Source organism: Pseudoalteromonas sp. TB64 (assembly GCF_000498095.1).
Taxonomy (GTDB): Bacteria; Pseudomonadota; Gammaproteobacteria; order Enterobacterales; family Alteromonadaceae; genus Pseudoalteromonas.
Map to the genome: position 1 here is coordinate 12,061 of NZ_AUTQ01000274.1, position 21,251 is coordinate 33,311.

Here is a 21,251-nt window from a genome sequence, read left to right on the forward strand (position 1 = left end):
GTTTGAATTTTAATCTCTAATCTAAATTACAAATTTAGAATGAAAAATAATTCAATTTTTAAAAATTATTTTAAACGAGCAAAAAAGTGGTAATCCTCAGCATTTTTAAGCTTTTGAGCAAAGCTCATTCCTAAATTTTTAAGCTGCGGCGCATTATTATAAGCACCAATTTTGAGTTTTAATTCACTCACGGCTTGCGCTGTTGAGCCAATGCTATCTAGTGCTAAAAAGTATAAATAAGCGTATTGCACGTTATTATTCTCAAGTGCCATTGCGTGTTTAAACGAGTCAACCGCAGCGGGTTTGTTACCGCTTCTAATAAGCGCCATACCGTTTGCATAGTGCAGCGACGCAGACGTAGGTACGGCCTTTAAACCACTGTTTAACGTGCTTTGCATTTTCGCTGTTTGACCAAGGCGATAATAAATATCGGCTAAATTTACATAACTTGCATCAAAGTAAGGGTCAACGCTAATGCCTTTTTGTAACGACTTTATAGCACCGTTTATGTCTTGTTTATTAAGCGCGAGCATACTTTGATTGATGTTGCCTTCACCGCGCCATGTATTGACGGTATTGGCGTGTGCAAGCTCTATAATTGATTGATTAAGCCCGTTTAACTGCGCTGTTGTTTGGCTTAGGTTTTGCGCTGCAGCAACACGCACCGACTTTAATTTGTCGGTTAATAGTTGTTTGTAGCTTTTTAAGCGCTCTGCTTCGGGGAGTAAAAAGCCTACTTTAGCAATCGCTAAGCGAATAAGCGGGAGCGGCGAATTAACCCAACTTTTTACTGTGGCATCGTTTAGCTCAGCGCCCGAATTACCTAAATAGGCAATTGCACTGGCGCGGTCTATTTCATTTAACGAAAAGTCATTAATTAAGCTCATATGTGCATTTTGCGATATCGCTTTTAATGAGCGCAGTTCAAGCATACTGTGCTCGCTTGCACTCAAAGCCGGTGCTTTACCATGCCATTTTTCAAGCGTGCTTGCTGCCCATTCGTTGGTTTGACCGTCGTGGCATTGCACACACGCATTAGGTGTATCGTATTTTATTGATGTGTCAGGGCGCGGAATTTTAAAGCTGTGGTCGCGCCTGTCATCAACGCCCATGTATCTGTTGGTTGGCATGTGGCAGCTAACACATTGTGCACCGGTTGATTGTTCTTTATGACGATGATGCTCGGGTTTGTTGTATTCGCTGGCACTGTGGCACTGTAAGCACAGCCCATTCGTTTTTGTTTTAACTTTCATGGTGTGTTTATCGTGGCAGTCAACACAGTTAACCCCGGCTTTGTACATTTTACTTTGTGCAAAAGAGCCAAACACATACACTTCTTCTTTAATTTGGCCATCGGCGTGATACAAATTCGGTTCTAAAAATGAAGGGCTAAATTGGTCTAAAAACGCTTGGCTATTGTCAAAACCATCCGTTAGTGGGCTACGCAATGAGTGGCACGCATAACAACCTTGCATAAAGCTGTTATCGCGCGGCTCACCTTGCCAAGTAGCAATTTTATTATCGCCAATTATTTTCCACTGCGACATATTGGTGGGGCTTGTTTGAGCCGGTTTAGTCACTTTTTTAGTTTTGTGTTCGTTAGTAATCTCACTGTGGCACGATTTACAGCCCACATTTATATTCGAAAAGTGCGTATCAAAGCGCTCCTTTTCACTATTGAAATTACGCTTTAAATTATCTGAATGGCAATCGGCGCACATGCCGTTCCAGTTTTGTAGAGGTTGCAGCCAATGGAGACGGTCGTTAGGTTTTACATCCTCGTTAGCGTAGTTAGCATACCAACGCTTTCCGCCTAGTGATTTAGCGCGACTATCCCATGCAAAAGGAAATACTTGGTATTTGCCTTTTTCAACTTCAATTAAATACTGCTGCAATGGGTCAAAGCCAAATACATAACTTACGGTGTACGTTTTTTTAGTGCCTTGCTCGGTCAAATCAATTAAAAAGGACTCTTTTTCTTTATAAAATACGGCTTTTTGAGAAAAGTGGGTCGCGGTTATATTATTAAAATCACCAAGCACGGTATCTTTATTGGCTAAAGCCATTGAGTTTGCATGGTCTGACTGTTTCCAATCATGGGTTTGTTGTTGATGACAAGACTGGCATTCCTCGTTTGCAATCGCTGAAAAACAGCTGCATAAAAAAAGAACAACAAAAAGGCTGTTTTTTATATTTATCATTTTAGAATCCACCTTTAATAGCACACCAATGCATACTTAAAACTAAATAACAGGCCGCAGCTAAGTACTCAATAAATGAGCTTTGCCTTTAAGCTGACGCTGTTATTAGGCTTAAGTAATAGTGAGAAATTGAAAAATTAATTTCAAAATATCATACATCATATGTTTGCAATATTGTTATGTTTTGTTTAGTGTAGCGATATTGTGATTTATAAACGCATTATTTACAACTCAACCATTAAATTAACTAGCCGTAATAGTCTAATATAACCAATATGTTAGCTATGGTGTAATTAATATTTTTTAGCTATGTGCTTAACTATTATATTAAATAGGAAACTGTGATGAATAAGCTACTTGTTCTTCTTTCTGTATGTTTAGGCTTTTGCGTTAGTGCTAATGCAATGGCAAAAGCACAAACAGAAAAACCTAATATTGTTTTAATTTTTGCTGATGACGCAGGTTTTGGTGATTTTGGCTTTCAAGGTAGTACGCAGCTTAAAACACCTAATTTAGATAAACTTGCCCAAAGCGGTGTTCGTTTTACTCAAGGTTACGTAAGTGATTCTACTTGTGGTCCTTCACGCGCAGGTTTAATGACGGGTAAGTACCAGCAACGTTTTGGTTACGAAGAAATTAACGTACCTGGTTTTATGAGCGATAACTCAGCACTTAAAGGTGCAGATATGGGCTTGCCATTAGATCAAAAAACAATGGGCGATTATCTTAAAGAGCAGGGTTATAAAACAGCGGTATTTGGTAAGTGGCATTTAGGTGACGCCGACAGGTTTCATCCTTTAAAACGTGGTTTTGATACCTTTTTAGGGTTTAGAGGTGGCGACAGAAGCTACTTTAACTATTCAGAACAAGAAATGAAAAATGGAAACAAACATTTTTTCGATAAAAAATTAGAGCGTGACTTTGGTAATTACGAAGAGCCAAAAGAGTACTTAACCGATGAGTTAGGTAAAGAAGCCGCTAAGTACATTGAACAAAACAAAGATGAACCCTTTTTTATCTATCTAGCTTTTAACGCAGTACATACTCCGCTTGAATCAGATCCTAAAGATTTAGCTAAGTTTCCAAACTTAACGGGCAAACGTAAAGAGCTTGCTGCAATGACCCTAGGGTTAGACAGAGCCAGTGGTTATGTACTTGATAAACTTAAAGAGCTAGGCTTAGATGATAATACTATTGTGGTTTTTTCAAACGACAACGGTGGCCCATCTGACAAAAACGCCTCAAATAATGCACCACTTGCAGGGACTAAATCAAACCAGTTAGAAGGGGGCATTCGTGTACCATTCTTAATTAGTTGGCCAAAACATATTAAACCAGGTTCGACTTACGACTACCCAGTAAGCACACTAGATCTACTGCCTACTTTTTACAGTGCCGCACAAGGTAAGGCGTTAGGTAATGATATTGATGGCGTTGATTTACTCCCTTATATTCAAGGTAAAAACACAGCACGCCCACATAAAGTGATGTACTGGAAAAAAGAAAACAGAGCTGTAATACGCGATAACGATTGGAAACTTATTCGTTACCCAGACCGCCCAGCAGAGCTATACGACCTAAGCACAGACATTAGTGAACAAACAGATTTAGCAGCAAAAAATCCTGAACGTGTTAAAACTATGTTTAAATCATTGTTTGAATGGGAATTAACGTTAGAGCGTCCGCGCTGGTTATTAAAAAGAAAATACGAAAAATACGATATAGACCGCATGGATAAATACCGTTTACCAGCAACTCAACCTTAATAACGCATAGGTAATAATAATGAAAATAGAATCTGTTGAAGCGCTTTTAGGCTGCGTAGGGAAACGTAATCAGCTATTAGTAAAAGTAGTAACCGAATGTGGCATAGTTGGCTGGGGCGAATCGGGCTTATCAAATCGAGAGCAAGCAGTTATTGGCGCGATACATCACTTTGCTGGATTTTTGAAAGGACAAGATCCACGTAAAATTGGCCGTATTTGGCAAGAGCTTTACCGCAGCCATTATTTTGAAGGGGGCCGTGTAATTACGNGCTGCTATTTCAGCCATTGATATTGCTCTTTATGATATTTTAGGTAAGTCACTACAAGTGCCTGTTTATCAGTTATTAGGGGGCAAACAACGCGAGCACATAGCGTGCTTTGCGTGTTGTTATACAGAGGCCGATCCTGATAAATTTGACGATTTAGTTAAAGAAGCAAAAGCACTTATTGCGCTAGGTTGGACAACAATAAGAGTGATACCGAGTCGTTTTGACGACCCTGTGTTTTTTGAACCACAAGAATCTATAACGCGCACAGCTCGTTGTTTAAATGAGCTGCGTAAAGTACTTGGGCCTGATATTACACTCGGTATTGATTACCACCACAGATTAAGCGTGGCTGAGGCTGCTTCGTTTTGCCAACGTTTAAAGCCCGATACACTCGATTTTATTGAAGAACCGATTCGTCATGAATCTCCTGATGCGTATAAAACGCTGCGTACTTTAACGCATATTCCTTTTGCGATTGGTGAAGAGTTTAGTTCTAAATGGGCAGCTAAGCCTTATATAGAGCAGGGGCTTACTCAATATTTACGTGTAGATGTGTGTAACATTGGTGGCTTAACAGAAGCAATGAAAGTGGCTGGTTGGGCTGAGGCACATTATATCGATGTTATGCCACATAACCCGCTTGGCCCTGTGTGTACAGCGGCAACAAATCACTTTGCTGCAGCGCTGCCAAATTTAGGTTTAATGGAAACACACCAAGGTCCGTTTAGTGAGTTTGGCGCCCATGATCCACTTCTTTTTCCTAAGCAGCATGTATTAACAGGCAATAAGTTTACTATCCCTGAAGTACCTGGTTTAGGTGTTGAAGTGAACGAAGCCGCGTTTAGATTGGCAACCCCTGTAGAAACCGAAGCACCGCATTTATCAAAGCGTGATGGTTCACATACTAACTGGTAACTAGTTTAGAGAATTAAATGAATACACTTACAGCGACTGTTTTTGACAGCACACTAAATTTTGTAGGCGAGGGGCCTTTGTGGCACCCGATCACACAAACGCTTTATTGGGTTGATTTTCCAAACCATATTTTGCACAGCAAAAAAGGCGACCATAAAGTTGAGCAACGCTTAGATGATATGGTTACCGCTCTGGCTTGGGTAAACAATGAAACCTTATTACTAGCAAGTGATAAAGGCCTAAATACCTATAATACCAGCACGCATAAGCAAACTTTTTTGTGCAGCGTTGAAGCAGATAAACCTGACAACCGCAGTAACGATGGGCGTGCCGATCCGTGGGGTGGGTTTTGGATAAGCACAATGCACGGCGATGCTCACGAAAACGAAGGGGCAATATATCGTTTTCACAACGGCGTACTTACTCAAGTTGTTAGTGATTTAACCATACCCAATGGTATTTGTTTTGATAAGTCGCGTGCTAGAGCTTATTACGCAGATTCAAAAACGCAAAAAATTTACCGATTTGACGTCGACTCACTTACGGGTACGCCAATAGGAGAAAGTGTGTTGTTTTTTGACTATTCGAGCTCAGCTGTATCACCTGATGGCGCTGTAATTGATAGCGAAGGCAACATGTGGATTGCACTTTGGGATGGCGCACGTGTAGATTGCATATCGCCCGAAGCTAAGGTAATTCAAAGCTTAGCGACTCAAACACCTCGCCCTACATGCCCAGCGTTTGGCGACGATGGTACAACACTTTACGTAACGTCAGCACAATGTGGCCTAGAAGATACCCCATTTAATGCTATACCTCACGGCGCTACGCTTGCATTTAAAAATGCGGTAAAAGGTGTATTTGAGCCTTGCGTTAAAATAGACGGCTTTTAATTTTACGTATTCACTTTAAATATTAATTTTGTGTTTTTTCCTCTTACATTAATTAGATGTGAGAGGAAAAACACATTGCACACATAAACATCATATGTTTATATTGTTTTTACTAATTCTATCAATGTTATTCTTTTATATGTTGTAGAGCACTCATTACCAACACAGTAAAAGTATAAAAATAAAACTAAGGGTAATACATTGAAAGACACACACACACAATCAACAAAAGCAATTAAGTACTCCCTCATTGCAGCATTTGGCGGATTTGTATTTGGCCTAGACGCGGCCAATATATCGGGGGCGTTACGCTATGTTAGTTCGCAGTTTGAGCTAACCAGTTTACAAACAGGTAATGTAGTGGGTTGCGCCATTGTTGGCGTAATCATCGCACTATTTTTTACAGGTACTTTATGCCAAAAATTTGGTCGTAAAAAGGTACTTATTGGCATTGCTTTAACATATTCACTCTCTACGGTTATTTCTGCTTTTGCGGTAAGTTACCCCATGCTGGTTGTTGGACGCTTTATAGGAGGGGTCGCATTTGCCTCTATAACTGTCTCAGCTATGTATATTGGTGAAATTGCACCCGCTAATAAACGCGGCCAATTTGTATCAGTTAATCAGTTGCTTATAACGTTAGGTAGTTTATTTGCGTTTGTTGTTAATTACTTTTTTGTTAAAAACATGGGCTCAATTGAATGGTTAAATGAAGCCAATATTTGGCGTTATATGCTTGGCTTTGAAATTGTGCCTAATATTATTTGGTTTTCGTTATTAATGACGATTCCTGAATCGCCGCGCTGGTTAATGAGCAAAAAACGTGATGAAGAAGCACGCGCTGTATTCAAAGGTATGGGGATCAATAACGCCGATACCGAAGTAGTACTTAATGATATTAAAGCAACCATTCAAGAAGATTCAAAAAACAGTGCACTAGAGCAACTTAAAGTATTGTTTAGTAAGCCTATGCGTTTTGTTGTGCTACTTGCTGTATGTTACGCGGTAGTGCAGGGCGCAACCGGCATGAACGCCGTATTGTTTTATGCACCTACCGTGTTTGAACAAATAGGTATGAGCGTCGAAAACTCTTTTTTACAAACAATAGTACTTGGTGCGGTATCTGTATTATTTACATTGGTCGCCATATTCTTTGTTGAAAAACTTGGCAGAAGAACATTAACTATTACCGGTTTACTGCTTATTGCTGTTGCGCATGTATCAATTTGGTATGGTTTTGAAAATGCCACGTACTCACTCAACAGTGAAGCAATAACCAAAGTTGCAGAGCAAAAAGTAGATATTACAAAGCTGCACGTTTTCGAAAATAAAATATACAGCACTGATGTTGCGCTAAAAGCAGATCTAGCCACTATTTACAGTAAAAAAGAGCTACCAGTTGTTACCGGTGCAATTATTAATGCTTCTATAAATATTAGTCCTGCGTATGTTTTATTTGGATTATTCGCATTTTTAGCCGCCTTTAATATGTCGATAGGGCCAATAATGTGGGTGATATTCTCGGAGATATTTTCAAGCCGAGTACGCAGTGTTGCGCTACCCTTTGCCGCCTTAGTACAGAGTATTTCTAGCTGGAGTATTCAGCAGTTTTTCCCTTGGCAATTAGAGAACATGGGCGCAGCAAATACGTTTTTATATTACGGAGGCGTCGCTATTGTAGGCTGCATTGTTATGGCATTCATACTTCCCGAAACTAAGGGCAAGTCTATTGAGGCCATTGAACGCGATTTGGTCCCTGGGCTCAATAAATAAGGAATATAACTATGTCATCACGATTATTAAACGAAGTTGCTATTGTCACTGGCGCAGCCGATGGAATTGGAAAAACAGTAGCACGCGTATTTTGTGAGCAAGGCGCTAAAGTGTGTGTTGCTGATATAAATAAAGAAATGGGTGAAAGTGTTGTAGCAGAGCTAAAAAGCAAAGGGTTTGATGCTATTTTTGCTCATACCGATATTAGCGACGAAACGGCTATAAAAAACATGGTTGAAAAAGTAGTTAATGAGCTCGGCAAGCCCAGTATTTTAGTTAATAACGCGGCTTTAATTAGCCCCGGGCGAAACGTAGATGACGTTACGCCACAAATGTGGCGTGATAGCTTTGCGGTTAATGTTGAAGGTATGTGGCAGTGTGCTGTAGCCGTACTTGAGCATATGAAAGAGTTAGGCCGTGGCAGTATTATAAATGTAGGTTCTGTACATTCTTATAAAATTGTACCGGGGTATTTTCCGTATGCGGTAACTAAACATGCGGTTATAGGGTTAACTAAAAACTTAGCCGTTGAATACGCAAAGCACAACATACGAGTAAACGCATTGTGCCCAGGCATGATAGAAACACCTATGGCGTTTAAGTCGTGGGAGCAAACAGACGATCCGCAAGCTTCACGCAAAGCAATGGGCGATGTACATCCTCTAAAACGAAATGGAACAACTGAAGAAATTGCTTACCCAGCCGTGTTTTTAGCCAGTTCAGATTCGAGTTTTATGACAGGGCAAAGCTTAATCATTGATGGTGGCCGTTCTGTAATTTATCACGATTAAAGTGCTTAACTTAACACACTGTAAGGCTCATGGTTTTGAGGCTATTTTGCTAAAAAATAGTGAGCTTGCTATTACAGTTATTCCTCAGTTGGGTGCAAAAGTCATCTCTATTGTAAGCTTAAAACACAATAGAGAGTGGCTTGCTCACGATAAACAAATCACTTTAAAACCTGCAAAAAATAATGACTTTTCTGAGCATGATAGCGGTGGTTGGGATGAATGTTTTCCGGGTATTTCTCCTCAGCTGTACGAACATATCCCCAATAAAACACATTTTTCACATGATCATGGTGAGTTGTGGTGCCAAGCATGGCAAATAACTAATACCCATATTAGCGATGAAGAGATAATACTTAGCTTACAAGCTGAGGTTTTTGACTCTACTTTTACATTTATAAGAACGTTTACCTTAAAAAAACACAGTAAGCGGCTGCTTGTTGATTACCACGTAAAAAATAACACAACTCACAATCTCCCTTTTGTTTGGTCAGCGCATCCTATTTTTGCCATAAAACCAGAGATGCGTATTTTAATAAATAACAAACATATGGAGTTTAAAGTTGATGAAGGGCTAAGTCATTTTTATAACGTTAATAGTGCCTTTATTAACTGGAGTGAGTGCTCAACTAAAGTCCCGCCGCTAAATAAAGTTATGCCCTATAACAGTGGTTTTGCAAGTAAGGTTTTTAGCAAACACTTAAATACGGGCACTCATAAAGATCAAAGTATAATTGTAAAACTGGTTGATGATAAAGCTCAGCAAAGCTGCGGGTTTGAATTTTCATCAACAAACATAAGTCACTTAGGGCTTTGGTTTAATTACAACGGTTGGTCTGCCAATGAGCAGCTACCCCCTTTTGTACTTGGGATAGAACCTTGTATAGGCAATAGCGATTCTTTACACAAAGCCATGGCGAGTGAAGAGGAGGGCTTAATTAAAGGCAATGCTCATAAATCTTGGCATATGAGTTTTTTTGTTAACTAAATGTATTTTGTGTTTGCTCAATCAAACATCATATGTTTAAATAGTTATTATGTATTAAGGCCTGTGTGTCTTACTTTAGTCATTTAGCCCTTAGGGTGTTGTAGATAATAATGGAGCGACAGAATGCTTTCTAAACAACTGTATATTGGTGGAAAATTAATAACGAGTGACGCAACGACCGAAATTATTAATCCTGCAACACTCGAAGTTGTAGGCGAAATTTCGGCTGCAGGTATTAATGAAGCAAACATGGCCTTAGAGTCTGCGCAAGAAGCATTTTCAAGTTGGTCAACAACGCCTGCAACAGAGCGTGCTCAATGGATGCTTAAACTGCGTGATGCAGTAATTGCAAACGAGCAACACTTACGTGAATGCGTACATTTAGAAATGGCTAAACCATGGCAGTCAACCGCTGACGACTTTCAAATGTTAGTTGATAGCCTTAATTTTTACGCTGATGCCATTGTTAATATCGCCGATGAAGAATTAAAAGATAATGAAGGTACACACAGCCACGTTCTTTCGCGTGAGCCTGTTGGTGTAGCGGCTGCATTTTTAGCATGGAATTTTCCATTATTAAATTTGGCTTATAAATTAGGGCCAGCAATGGCTGCGGGTTGTCCGCTTGTAGTAAAACCGTCAAGCAAAACGCCTTTGTCTGCTTATGCTGTAGGCGAATTATGTGAAAAAATCGGCTTGCCAGCAGGTGTGGTTAACATACTTTCGGGCACAGATAGCACCGTAGGCGATGCTATTTCAGCGTCAACTATTCCCTCTGTACTTACTTTAATTGGTTCTACTAATGTGGGTAAGCATGTAATTGCAACAGGTGCTACGTCAATCAAGCGTTATTCAATGGAGCTTGGTGGTAATGCACCTGCCATTGTATGTAGCGATGCAAATTTAGATAACGCAGCCGATGTGATTTGTGGCGTTAAGTTTGCCAACGCAGGGCAAATTTGTGTTACCCCAAATCGTGTATTTGTACACGAAAGCGTTGCTGATGAATTTATTGAAAAAGTACTTACTCGTGCAAAAGCAGTAAAAGTTGGTTTTGATAAAAACGAGGCCATTGATATGGGCCCTGTTATGGATGCTAGCTCATGGCAACGTATTGATGAACTAGTTAAAGATGCACAGCAAAAAGGCGCACAATTGCAATTAGGTGGTAAAAAACCTACAGGCGTTAATGGGTATTTTTACGAACCAACCGTACTTACAAATGTAGATTCGAGCATGAATCTATACAAAGACGAAATATTTGGCCCTGTTATTAGTATTATTACGTTTAGTGATAACGAACAGGTACTTAGCGATGCAAATGACACGGACGCTGGTTTAAGTTCATTTATTTTTAGTAGTAACGAAGAGACTATTTCTTACTTTGCAAAACATTTACGCTTTGGCGAAGTACAAGTAAACGGCATTAAATACAGCATTAATTTACCTCATTTTGGTATTAAGCAATCGGGCGTGGGTGTTGATTGTTCGTTGTTAGCTTTAGATGACTACCTTGCATATAAACGTGTTTCTCGCGCGTTAAAGGTTTAAGGAACAGACTATGAAAATCACACAAATTATTAGCCACGTTTTACAGTACGACCTAGAAGAAGAACTTGGTTATTCGCAGCAGTATTACGCTAAACGTACCGCACATTTAGTTGAAGTTCGTACGGATATCGGTATTACAGGTTGGGGCGAATGTTTTGGCGGTGGCGGCGTTGCGTTTGCCAATAAAACAATTGTTGAGCATGTAATTCAGCCTATGATTTTGGGCATGGACCCACTCGACAGAGAAGTGATTTGGCATAAAGTTTATAACTTACTGCGCGATCATGGCCAAAAAGGCATGCCTATTCAGTCTTTATCTGGTGTAGATATTGCTCTGTGGGACATTGCAGGTAAATTTTTAGATCAACCCGTTTATAAGTTACTAGGGGGGGCTTTTAGAGACCGCATTCCGGCTTATGGTTACGGCATGATGCTACAAAAATTTCCAAACCTGGAAGAGCGCTTTACCGAAGAAAGCCAACGCATTAAAGAAATGGGCTTTACGGCCATGAAAATGAAAATAGGCCTTTCGCCAGACCGCGATATAAAGCTTGTTGAAGCTGTACGTAAAGGTATTGGCCGCGATATGCGCCTAATGGTTGACGCTAACCATGCATATACAGCGCGCGAAGCTATTCCGCTAGGTCGAGAGCTGCAAAATTTAGGCGTGTACTGGTTTGAAGAACCGGTTGCACCAGAGGATCATCAAGGCTATCGCGATTTATGTGAAGCACTTGATATGAGCATTGCCGGTGGCGAAGCCGAATTTACCCGCTGGGGCTTTAGAGACTTAATTAAAAACCGCTGCGTTGATTTACTCCAGCCAGAAGTGTGTGCGCTCGGTGGTATTACCGAATATCAAAAAGTATTAGCTATGGCACACGCGCATTTTGTGCCTGTTATAAACCATGTGTGGGGTTCGGCTATTGCGGTAGGTACTAATCTACATTTATTAGCTGCGTTACCTGATTTACCAGGTGCTGCACACCCAGTACAACCTATGCTTGAGTACGATACAACGCCAAACTTATTTAGAGAGCAGTTATTGCAAGAGTCTCTAAATATTAACGAGCAAGTTAAAAATAACAACGGAACAGTTGCGCTACCACAAGGTCCAGGCCTTGGTATTGAGCCCGACCTTGATTTTATTAAACATTACGAAGTATCAATTTAATAAATAAGGGCAAGGCTTATGAGCGATAACAAAAGCAACTTACCAGCATTAATTGTGGTTGATTGGGGAAGCTCTAACTTTAGAGCTTTTTTAGTCGATGGCAAAGGCAGCATTTTAGATACTGTTAATGGTGAACAGGGCGTACTTTGTATTAAAAATGACTGTTTAGAAACCGTATTACTTAGTTATATATCAGGCTGGTTATCAAAGCATAAAATGCCGATTATTATGGCGGGTATGGTAGGCGGTGCTATAGGTTGGCAAGATACAGGCTATGTAAATGCGCCAGCTAATCTCGGTAGTATGAGCGTAAACCTTTGTAAAGCAAATAATAAAGCAGGCTTACAAATTAGTATTGTGCCGGGTGTTAAATACGTTATGGAAAATAATGTATGCGATGTAATGCGCGGTGAAGAAGTACAAGTATTTGGCGCTGTATTAGATGTAGAGCAAACAGCGGGTGAGCTAAGTAATCAAACATTGAGTGAGACTATGTTTTGCCTACCCGGTACTCACTCTAAGTGGGTTCAAGTTGCAAAAGATACTGACCAAAAAACGGTTATTACAAGTCTTAGTACGTTCATGACCGGCGAAATGTTTGATTTATTGACTAAACAAAGCATTTTAGGTGAAGGGCTAGAGTCACTAGATAAAACACCAACAGATATGCCAAGTTTTTTAAAAGGCGTTGGTGTTAGTCAAGTTCAGAGCAGTTTATTAAGTGCATTATTTAGTGCGCGTACTTTAAAGCTAGATAAACAATTAACGCTGCAAAACGTACCTAGTTACTTATCTGGTTTACTTATTGGCGCTGAGCTTGCGGGTATTAAAAGTAAGCTAAACGACATTAAGCATGTTTATTTAATTGGTAACTCAAGTTTAAACACTCTCTATTGTGAAGCATTAAAAGAACTCGGCTTCACTTCTTCTATTTTAAACAGTGCTACGGCATCTACTAAAGGCATGTTTACACTAGCTGTACAGGCCGGTCTTTTAACTAAAAAGGAAACTCAATTATGTCATTAATTACGTTAACTCATGCTATGAAGCAACTACCACTGATTGCTATTTTACGCGGTATTACACCAAATGAAGTGCTTGATTATGCAAAAGTACTTATTGATATTGGTTACCGCGTTATTGAGGTGCCACTTAATTCTCCTGAGGCATTAAAAAGTATTAAGTTATTAAGTGATAAATACGCAGATATAGCCATTATTGGCGCGGGCACGGTTGTTACTAAAGACGAAGTTGATCAGGTAATTGAAGCGGGTGGGCGTATTATTATATCGCCGCATAGCGATGTAGAGGTGATCCGTTATAGTAAATTAAAAGGATTATACAGCGTACCAGGATTTTATACACCCACTGAAGGTTTTGCTGCACTGCATGCTGGTGCCGACGCGCTTAAGTTATTTCCAGCAGATACAGCTGGCCCAAAAGGCTTAAAAGCAATTACAACAGTGCTTTCGGGTATTGATATTTACCCTGTGGGCGGTGTATCGCCTCAAAACCAGGATGAATTTGTTAATGCTGGGGCATCGGGTTTTGGTTTAGGAAGCGGCTTGTATAAATCAGGAATGGGTTTAGAAGAATTTACGACTAATGCTAAAAATTATGCTGAATATTATCTTTAATTAATTTTTAATTAAATTGCGATAAACGTTGTTGTGCTTGCATCGCTACTCATCATTCCTCTCACATTAAATGATGAGTTAGCGGTGCTATTTAAAATAAATTAAATATCCATTAACTTAGCTAAATTTGCTTTAGCATCAGCTAAAAGCTTTTCTGTAAGGGCTTGTGCTTTTTCGCTATTACCGGTGGCAATAGCATCAAATACTTCTCGGTGAAACGGAATAGAAGCATGATTACTTTGTGCACTTTGGTTTGTTACTTTAATACTCACAAGCAACGCTGAAAAAATAACGCATTCCATCGAAATAAATAGCTCATTATGAGAAGCGCGTAAAATAGCGCCATGAAAATGTGCATCAGCAATAACAAACTTATCTAAATCGCTTACCGAGCTTTGCATTTCATTTAATGCATCTTCAATGGCTTTAATATCTTCAGGCTCTGCGCGAAGCGCTGCAATACTGGCTGCTTTGGGCTCAAATGCTAAACGAAATTCCATTAATTGAGTTAAAAACTCAGGATTAAGTGGGGCGCTTAAATGCCACGCAAGAACATCATCGTCAAGCAACGCCCAGTTATCACGGGTTTTTACACGAGTGCCAATGCCTCTGCGTACATCTAAAAGCCCTTTACCAACAAGAATTTTTACTGCATCACGAACAACAACTCGACTTACTTGAAAACGTTCAGCTAAACGGTTTTCATCATCAATCAGTGTGCCAGGAGTATATGTGCCAGCAACAATTCTACGGCCTAATTCTTTAGCTACCTGTACCGGTAAGCTAGGTGACATGGCACTGCTGCGTCTTAGATCGTAGTATGTTAATTCGCTCATAGTATCTTAGTGTCCGTATTATTTATTTATACGTACTATTTATATGAATTTGCGACAATAAACAATGGCTATTTGTTATTTACTGTCGCAGAAAGACGAAAGCTGGCATCTTTAAGGAGTTTTTCGGTGAGAAATTCGGCTTTATCGCCATCTTTTGCAGCAATGGCTTCGTACACTTCACGATGAAACGGAATAGATGCACCGTTATCGCGCGGGTCTTTATTTGTTACTTTAATACTAACTAAAAGTGCAGAATAAATAACGCCTTCCATAGAAGCTAAAAAGCTATTTTGCGCTGCTTTTATAATGGCCTTATGAAATAAAGAATCAGCAATAATAAAATCTTCTACGCTGTTATCTGTTTTAGCCATGCGCTCGCATGCGGCTGCAATTTCAATTAAATCCTCAGGGCGCGCACGTTCAGCTGCCCAACGTGCTGCTTTTGGCTCAAAGGCTAGGCGCACGTCCATTAATTGCTCTAAAAATTTACGATTAGGTGGTGCTGATAAATGCCATGCTAATACGTCATCGTCTAGCATATTCCATCTATCACGAGGTAGTACACGCGTACCAATACCTCTGCGTACATCAAGTAGGCCTTTGCTTACTAAGATTTTTACCGCGTCGCGTACTACTACACGGCTTACTTGGTAGCGTTTAGCGAGTGCATCTTCATCATCAATTAAACTGCCGGCTTCAAATGATCCAGACACAATGCGTCTGCCAATTTCTTTAGCCACTTGAACAGAAAGGCTTGCTGCCATTCCTGATGTTTGTTTTAGGTCGTAATATATAAGTTCGCTCATATCTTTAATATAAACATATTATGTTTGGCTGGTCAATGTAATGTGCACAAAATAGGGGGAGTGGTAACTAATTTTAATCGTTGTTTATATGTTTAAAACTGACATAGTGGGAATATAATAAAGATCGCTGATGAGCGATCTTTATAGCAATTTGGGTTATTTCAATAAAGCGTTAAAACTTAGCGCGTATACCTATACGGTAACGCGGACCAGTATATTGGGTATTAATAACGCGCTCTTTTACATCGGCATATTGATAGGTACGTTCATCAGTTATATTTATTGCTTCGCCTGTTAGCGTAAAGTTATCGTTAACCGCATAAGACATACTAAAGTCGAGCTGACCATAAGCCGCAGTATGCTCTGGTAATCCACCACTGCGTATACCAGCTCGGCTACTTAAAAAGTCATCTCGCCAGTTGTAAGCTAAACGCGCTTGAAATGCATTTTTGTCGTAGTAGACAACAATGTTATAAGAGTTTTCGGCAAACCCCTCTAATTTATCACCTGGGTCGGTCACACCTGGAAGCTCTATTTTTTGTGTGTTTTTATTTGTAGTATCAGCCCATGTATAGTTTGCTTGCACACCTAAGCCATTTAAAAAGCTCGGTAAATAATCCATATTATGTTGTACAGCAAGTTCTACTCCAGTAATTGAGCCGCCTGATTGGTTTTGTTTAGTATTAATAGTTTCGTTTACATTGCCGTATCCATCAATACTTACTGATGAATCAACGTATTGCGACCCATCCCAAATATCAGGCGTATTATCTAGATAAGTTATTTGTGCAATTGTGCTAGATATATCCTTTTTGAAAAAGTTAACCGCGTAAGAATCGCCGCTATCACTATAATATTCAAAAGATAAATCGTATTGATTAGCTTTATAAGGTGCTAAATAAGGATTGCCACCTGTTTGAGAAAAGCTACCTGCTTGCATATCGGTATACGTTGTTTGTACGCCAATGTCGTCAATGGCAGGGCGCGACATAACTTTAGCCGCTGCGGCTCTTACCAATAAGTTATCACTTAAATTAATACTAAAATTAGCGCTAGGTAACCAGTTAGTGTAACTATTTTTGGCTTTAAGGCTTCCTGAGTCTGTGTAATCAACAACTAATAAAGGTTGGCCATTATCAAGCTCGCCCGTATAACCTAGGCGCCTTTTGCCGTAACCGCTTGAGCTTGTATCCGTTTTTACATAACGGACTCCCACATTACCGCGCCAATCGTAATCACCAATTAAGCCGCTGAGATTAAACTGCGAATAAGCACTTATTTTCTCTTCGGTGACGCTTGATGATGCGATTTCGTTATATTGCTCGTTTGGCCAATTTGGATTTTTGGTCATATCACGAATAGCGCTATGGTATTTATTTATATCAGCAAACAAAAAGTCACGCGGAAAATTACCTGGCTCACTACTTAAAAAATCTGAATAGGGACTTGCTGAAAATATGTCATCAGGCATATCTCTAAGTTCGCCACAAATATCGGCATTCGGTGCTACTAAACCACAGTTATCTTCATGGAATGTTTCAAAGCGATCCCTTACTTTTTCGCGATCTGAATACGCAATACCAAAATCGATTGAATCTAAGGTTAGGCTTTCAGCAAACTCTAAATCGAGTAGGTATTTCCCTTTTGTTTGCAGCTCTGTAATCGTGTCTTCTAATTCGTAATGTGAAACTTGATTCCAATGTGCTCTCACGCTTGTCGGCGAAGCATAATCAATGGTTGTGTCTAAATTAACGGTATCAGTGTTTCTAAAATCAAAATTTAAACTGTCGTTTCGCTCCGGTGAAATATAATTAGGAACTAATAAGTCGCTACGCGGCGTTGATTTTGATGTTGAATGGCTTATATCAAACTCAAGCGTTAATACATCAAATTCTTTTATAGAATTAAACCCAAATGCCTGTGTTTTTGATTTTGACTCCAGCTCTTGAAATAAACCATCAATTCTAAAATCTACATTTTCACCAGTTCCGCCCAGTGTTTTACCCGAAAACTTAGTGCCTGATAAAATAGTACCGTTGTCTGATACAACCACATTTCGCCAATTAGGATACTGTAAACCGGCTTGCAAACCTTGAGTTTGAGTTTCTACTGAGAGATCCGTATACATGTAATCAAAAGTATTGGTAAAGCTTGAATCTGGTGCCCACTGAAAACTGGTATTAATGCCTGTACGTTCGCGATGCTCTTGCCCTAATGCGTATTCAATTCGCCCAGCATGGCGAAGCATAGTTGGCGTAACCACATTGCCATCTAAATTATGAATGTCGCCTTCAATCACACCTGGCTCATTATTGAGTAATAACCAACGGGTAGTGCCCATTGAATCGTATCGGTTATCACTTTTTTGTTGTGAAAGGGCAATATTAAAACCAAATGTTTCATCAGCAAACGTATTGCTAAATAACGCAGAGTATTCAGGACTCGTCTCGCCAGAAAGTTCACTGTATTTGGCATTTATAGAGCCAAGTACATGTAATCCGGGGTTATCTAATGGGCGTGCAGTTTTAACGTTAACATAAGCACCAATGCTCCCTTCAGGTGTTTTAGCCGTAGGCGACTTAACGACATCAGCACCCGATATTAGCTCAGCTGCTAATACTTGAAAATCAAACGAGCGACCAATTTCAGAAGTAGCTAATGTGCGCCCGTTTAATGTAACAACGTTAAATTCTGGGCCAAAACCACGAACGGTTATTTTTGAGCCCTCACCATTTACACGGTTAATTGAAACACCAGGAACACGTTGTAAAGACTCAGCCACATTTTGATCGGGAAACTTACCAATATCCTCAGCAACAATACTATCTTGAACACTATCGCTGTAACGTTTTAGAGATGATGCGGCCTCGAGACTTGAACGAACACCCGTTACAACAATGACTTCAGTATCGTCTTTTACTTTATCGTTTGTAGCAGCTTGAGCAAATGAACAGCTTGAGAGAGCGGCTAAAACACCGAGTGCAATTTTTTTCTTTGAACGCATAGTGATCTCCATATATTTGTGTGTCGTGTCGTCAGGTAAAGTTCAACCTTTGAGAGTTTACTCACTTAACAAGAAGTAAATTCGCAAAAGAGTAACGTTCGACAAATCTAAACATCATATGTTTAATTGTCAAGAACACTGTTATTATTACTATGCAAATAACTTTCAATAGCAAAAAAGGAACTACAGTGGATAACTCAATCTTGCTTGAACATATCGCTAAGCATTTACTAAATAAAAGAGAGCAAGGCATTGCGATACCAGACTTATCATCAGATATAACGCTTAATTCTATAGACGACGTTTTAGCAGTTCAGAAGTTGATGATTAAGCTAAATAACCAAAAAGTGTATGGTTGGAAATGTATGCTTCCATCAGGTGATGGCACGATTATCCTCGCGCCACTTTTGCATGCTCCGGTTAAATCTATGGGACGTTGTGCTCTTTTCACAAAAAATAATAAAGCGCTCATTGAGCCAGAAATTGCATTTGTGTTAAACAAAGACCTAGCAAGCTATGAAGAATATAAAAATGAGGATATAGATAATGCCATTGGTAGTGCCCATTTAGCGTTGGAGCTTATTCAAAACAGATTTCCAGAGGGTTATCAAGCAACACACTATGAAAAATTGGCCGATGGATTATCTAATCAAGGTGTATATTTAGGCTCTAAAGTAGACGTTAAAAAAGCATACGAGAGCAGTGATATAAATATTGATGTTAAACAGGGCGAAGATTTACAAAGCTATGCAGGGAAGCATCCGGCAGGTTTGCCGCAGCTTCCTTTATATTGGGCTATTAACTTTTTAACGGAAAATGGGTTTGAATTAAAAGCAGGACATATCTTTATTACCGGCTCTTATAACGGTCTAATGCAATTAGATATAAATAAAAAAACATCAATAAAGTACGAAGGTTTAGGAGAGATTACAGTCGAATTTTCATGTTGATACATTGAGGTTCTGTAGGTTAGCAAACGCTTTTAAATTACGTTGTACAGCTAACCTACACGTGTATTTTGATTTTACGGTAAAAGAAAAGTTAAATTATTTAAATATCCAGTACGCTGTCTAAACGCCCTTCAAAATAAATAGCTAGTTAGGATAAGCAGAGACTCTAATTATGAATTGGCATCGTCCTACATATTCTCTGACGCATTTAATATGCCTGCGTACAATAATTTCAGTAAGCTATTTTCATTAGGGAGTGCCCTTTGGTTTGGTTAATTTTCTGAACTGATGATGTACTGCTTCCACTGCATTGGTGGAATAGATAATCTTCCGGATGCGCTCTGGGTACTTAAAGTAATGGGGTAATTTATGCCATTTCCTATGCTAAGAATTAATGACTAATGGATAAGCATTTCCCCATTTAGCCTCTAACTCATCAAGTGCGAGTTGAGCTTATTCCTAACTGACTGCTTTATAGACAGGTTTCAAATCAGCCATAAATGCTTTTTGATTCTTAGACGCTACGTATTTCATTGAGTTACGGATTTGATGAATTACGCATAGCTGAGTTTCGGTTTCTGGGAAAATAGTCGCAATGGCCTCAGGAAAACCTGTTAACTCATCAACACAGGTAATAAAAATATCCTTAACACACGATTACTAAGATCAGTAAGCACTGAAAGCTAGTAATCAAGTGTTGACTTTGCCTCTGGCTGACAAAACATTATTGAGGTGATGTAATCTAGTGGATTAATTTGTTAGATTTCGTTTTTTGATGTTGTTGTCCAATTGATTTTTTCCAGCCATTAAGAATTCTTCTGTGCATAATATCCAGTAAGAAACTAAGGATATCTACAATTAATTAAATCAACTCTGTTAAGCGTGACTGCTTGGATTTTTACGTTTATAGAATAGGGGTCATAGGATATTTCATGAAATGACACGGAAAATATTAGGGTAGTGGTCACCTGATTTGAAATTTTTGGTTTGGAATTTGTGATTTGAGGTTTGTGAATTTGCAAGGGTAGGGGTCTAATTTTGAGGAAGATTAAAGAGCTAAAAAAGTGGTTTGGGCGCTTGGGCACAAGTTTGGGCACAAATCGATAAAAACTGGAATTTTTAGGATGATCTTTTGAGGCTTGGCTCTCGTTATTTTAAAATTTTGAATACAAAATAATAAAAAAACTAAGAATTTAATTTTCAACAAAAAATTAAACGAGTAGATTGAATAGGATTTTTAACTGTTTGAAATATAGAGTTTAATTGGTACGACCGAGTGGATTCGAACCACCGACCTCTACCATGTCAAGGTAGCGCTCTAACCAGCTGAGCTACGGTCGTACAATTTTTTTAGGATTTTTAAATGTTGGTACGACTGAGTGGATTCGAACCACCGACCCCTACCATGTCAAGGTAGTGCTCTAACCAACTGAGCTACAGTCGTACAATTTTTGAATTCTTAAATAAATTTATTCTGTGATATTAGAATAAATTTGGTACGACTGAGTGGATTCGAACTACTGACCTTTGGACCGGGTGATCAAGAGTAGGTAGTGCTTTTTCCTTCAGATGTACTTTTATTTATTTTACTTAAATTTTGGTACGAATGAGTGGATTCGAACTACTGACCTTTGGACCGGGTGATCAAGAGTAGGTAGTGCTTTTTCCTTCAGATGTACTTTTATTTATTTTACTTAAAT

Annotated in this window: 16 protein-coding genes, 2 tRNA genes and 1 pseudogene; 12 read left to right on the forward strand and 7 right to left on the reverse strand. The window is 39.3% G+C overall.

Annotated elements, in window-relative coordinates; all coding sequences use genetic code 11:
- Positions 1-65: 65 nt before the first annotated feature.
- Positions 66-2,201, reverse strand: coding sequence for a multiheme c-type cytochrome (locus L647_RS0122990; protein WP_024613070.1), 2,136 nt, complete (start codon positions 2,199-2,201; stop codon positions 66-68).
- Between the two features lie 344 nt (positions 2,202-2,545).
- Between L647_RS0122990 and L647_RS0122995 the strand changes: the two genes are divergently transcribed.
- The 11 genes from L647_RS0122995 to L647_RS0123040 all read left to right on the forward strand — a co-directional run bounded on the left by L647_RS0122995 (position 2,546) and on the right by L647_RS0123040 (position 13,955).
- Positions 2,546-3,967, forward strand: coding sequence for a sulfatase (locus tag L647_RS0122995; RefSeq protein WP_024594144.1), 1,422 nt, complete (start codon positions 2,546-2,548; stop codon positions 3,965-3,967).
- 19 nt (positions 3,968-3,986) lie between these two features.
- Positions 3,987-4,256 (forward strand): hypothetical protein, encoded by a 270-nt coding sequence (locus tag L647_RS1000000126670; RefSeq protein ID WP_253948942.1) that lies wholly within the window; start codon positions 3,987-3,989, stop codon positions 4,254-4,256.
- Between the two features lie 37 nt (positions 4,257-4,293).
- The gene (locus L647_RS01000000124870) at positions 4,294-5,151 is read left to right on the forward strand and encodes a mandelate racemase/muconate lactonizing enzyme family protein (protein ID WP_253948943.1); all 858 of its coding nucleotides are present in this window, start codon (positions 4,294-4,296) and stop codon (positions 5,149-5,151) included.
- Between the two features lie 17 nt (positions 5,152-5,168).
- Positions 5,169-6,044: an SMP-30/gluconolactonase/LRE family protein gene (locus L647_RS0123005; protein WP_024594145.1), complete on the forward strand. Its 876-nt coding sequence runs from the start codon at positions 5,169-5,171 to the stop codon at positions 6,042-6,044.
- Between the two features lie 201 nt (positions 6,045-6,245).
- Positions 6,246-7,817 (forward strand): sugar porter family MFS transporter, encoded by a 1,572-nt coding sequence (locus L647_RS0123010; RefSeq protein ID WP_024594146.1) that lies wholly within the window; start codon positions 6,246-6,248, stop codon positions 7,815-7,817.
- 11 nt (positions 7,818-7,828) lie between these two features.
- A complete protein-coding gene (locus tag L647_RS0123015) occupies positions 7,829-8,608 on the forward strand; it encodes a glucose 1-dehydrogenase (protein ID WP_024594147.1) in 780 nt (259 codons plus the stop codon).
- Between the two features lie 46 nt (positions 8,609-8,654).
- Positions 8,655-9,593, forward strand: coding sequence for a hypothetical protein (locus L647_RS0123020; protein WP_166376804.1), 939 nt, complete (start codon positions 8,655-8,657; stop codon positions 9,591-9,593).
- Between the two features lie 123 nt (positions 9,594-9,716).
- The gene (locus tag L647_RS0123025) at positions 9,717-11,144 is read left to right on the forward strand and encodes an NAD-dependent succinate-semialdehyde dehydrogenase (protein ID WP_024594149.1); all 1,428 of its coding nucleotides are present in this window, start codon (positions 9,717-9,719) and stop codon (positions 11,142-11,144) included.
- Between the two features lie 10 nt (positions 11,145-11,154).
- The gene (locus L647_RS0123030) at positions 11,155-12,318 is read left to right on the forward strand and encodes a mandelate racemase/muconate lactonizing enzyme family protein (protein WP_024594150.1); all 1,164 of its coding nucleotides are present in this window, start codon (positions 11,155-11,157) and stop codon (positions 12,316-12,318) included.
- Between the two features lie 18 nt (positions 12,319-12,336).
- Positions 12,337-13,344: a 2-dehydro-3-deoxygalactonokinase gene (locus tag L647_RS0123035; protein ID WP_024594151.1), complete on the forward strand. Its 1,008-nt coding sequence runs from the start codon at positions 12,337-12,339 to the stop codon at positions 13,342-13,344.
- Complete coding sequence (locus tag L647_RS0123040) at positions 13,335-13,955, forward strand: 2-dehydro-3-deoxy-6-phosphogalactonate aldolase (protein WP_024594152.1); 621 nt, start codon at positions 13,335-13,337, stop codon at positions 13,953-13,955. Before L647_RS0123035 ends, L647_RS0123040 begins: the two co-directional genes overlap by 10 nt.
- 101 nt (positions 13,956-14,056) lie before the next feature.
- Here L647_RS0123040 and L647_RS0123045 read toward each other — a convergent pair whose 3' ends face one another.
- The 3 genes from L647_RS0123045 to L647_RS0123055 all read right to left on the reverse strand — a co-directional run bounded on the left by L647_RS0123045 (position 14,057) and on the right by L647_RS0123055 (position 18,601).
- The gene (locus L647_RS0123045; RefSeq protein WP_024594153.1) at positions 14,057-14,791 is read right to left on the reverse strand and encodes a FadR/GntR family transcriptional regulator; all 735 of its coding nucleotides are present in this window, start codon (positions 14,789-14,791) and stop codon (positions 14,057-14,059) included.
- A gap of 68 nt (positions 14,792-14,859) precedes the next feature.
- The gene (locus tag L647_RS0123050) at positions 14,860-15,597 is read right to left on the reverse strand and encodes a FadR/GntR family transcriptional regulator (RefSeq protein WP_024594154.1); all 738 of its coding nucleotides are present in this window, start codon (positions 15,595-15,597) and stop codon (positions 14,860-14,862) included.
- Between the two features lie 172 nt (positions 15,598-15,769).
- Positions 15,770-18,601, reverse strand: coding sequence for a TonB-dependent receptor (locus L647_RS0123055; RefSeq protein WP_024594155.1), 2,832 nt, complete (start codon positions 18,599-18,601; stop codon positions 15,770-15,772).
- 188 nt (positions 18,602-18,789) lie between these two features.
- Between L647_RS0123055 and L647_RS0123060 the strand changes: the two genes are divergently transcribed.
- A complete protein-coding gene (locus L647_RS0123060; RefSeq protein WP_024594156.1) occupies positions 18,790-19,551 on the forward strand; it encodes a 2-keto-4-pentenoate hydratase in 762 nt (253 codons plus the stop codon).
- Positions 19,552-19,699: 148 nt separating this feature from the next.
- On the opposite strand, the pseudogene L647_RS1000000125545 reads toward L647_RS0123060, so the two are convergent.
- From L647_RS1000000125545 to L647_RS0123070, 3 genes and pseudogenes are all read right to left on the reverse strand, one after another.
- Positions 19,700-20,243 (reverse strand): annotated as a pseudogene (locus tag L647_RS1000000125545) (transposase); the annotation flags it as partial.
- 572 nt (positions 20,244-20,815) lie between these two features.
- Positions 20,816-20,892: transfer RNA gene (locus tag L647_RS0123065), tRNA-Val, on the reverse strand.
- Between the two features lie 26 nt (positions 20,893-20,918).
- Positions 20,919-20,995 (reverse strand) — tRNA-Val (locus L647_RS0123070).
- Between the last annotated feature and the right edge of the window lie 256 nt (positions 20,996-21,251).

Excerpts from the sequence above, each read along its gene's own strand:
- L647_RS0123050 (WP_024594154.1), bottom strand. The coding sequence starts at position 15,597 with ATGAGCGAACTTATATATTACGACCTAAAACAAACATCAGGAATGGCA.
- L647_RS0123045 (WP_024594153.1), bottom strand. The coding sequence starts at position 14,791 with ATGAGCGAATTAACATACTACGATCTAAGACGCAGCAGTGCCATGTCA.
- L647_RS0122990 (WP_024613070.1), bottom strand. The coding sequence starts at position 2,201 with ATGATAAATATAAAAAACAGCCTTTTTGTTGTTCTTTTTTTATGCAGC.
- L647_RS0123025 (WP_024594149.1), top strand. The coding sequence starts at position 9,717 with ATGCTTTCTAAACAACTGTATATTGGTGGAAAATTAATAACGAGTGAC.
- L647_RS0123015 (WP_024594147.1), top strand. The coding sequence starts at position 7,829 with ATGTCATCACGATTATTAAACGAAGTTGCTATTGTCACTGGCGCAGCC.
- L647_RS0123040 (WP_024594152.1), top strand. The coding sequence starts at position 13,335 with ATGTCATTAATTACGTTAACTCATGCTATGAAGCAACTACCACTGATT.
- L647_RS0123055 (WP_024594155.1), bottom strand. The coding sequence starts at position 18,601 with ATGCGTTCAAAGAAAAAAATTGCACTCGGTGTTTTAGCCGCTCTCTCA.
- L647_RS0123005 (WP_024594145.1), top strand. The coding sequence starts at position 5,169 with ATGAATACACTTACAGCGACTGTTTTTGACAGCACACTAAATTTTGTA.
- L647_RS0123035 (WP_024594151.1), top strand. The coding sequence starts at position 12,337 with ATGAGCGATAACAAAAGCAACTTACCAGCATTAATTGTGGTTGATTGG.
- L647_RS0123030 (WP_024594150.1), top strand. The coding sequence starts at position 11,155 with ATGAAAATCACACAAATTATTAGCCACGTTTTACAGTACGACCTAGAA.
- L647_RS0122995 (WP_024594144.1), top strand. The coding sequence starts at position 2,546 with ATGAATAAGCTACTTGTTCTTCTTTCTGTATGTTTAGGCTTTTGCGTT.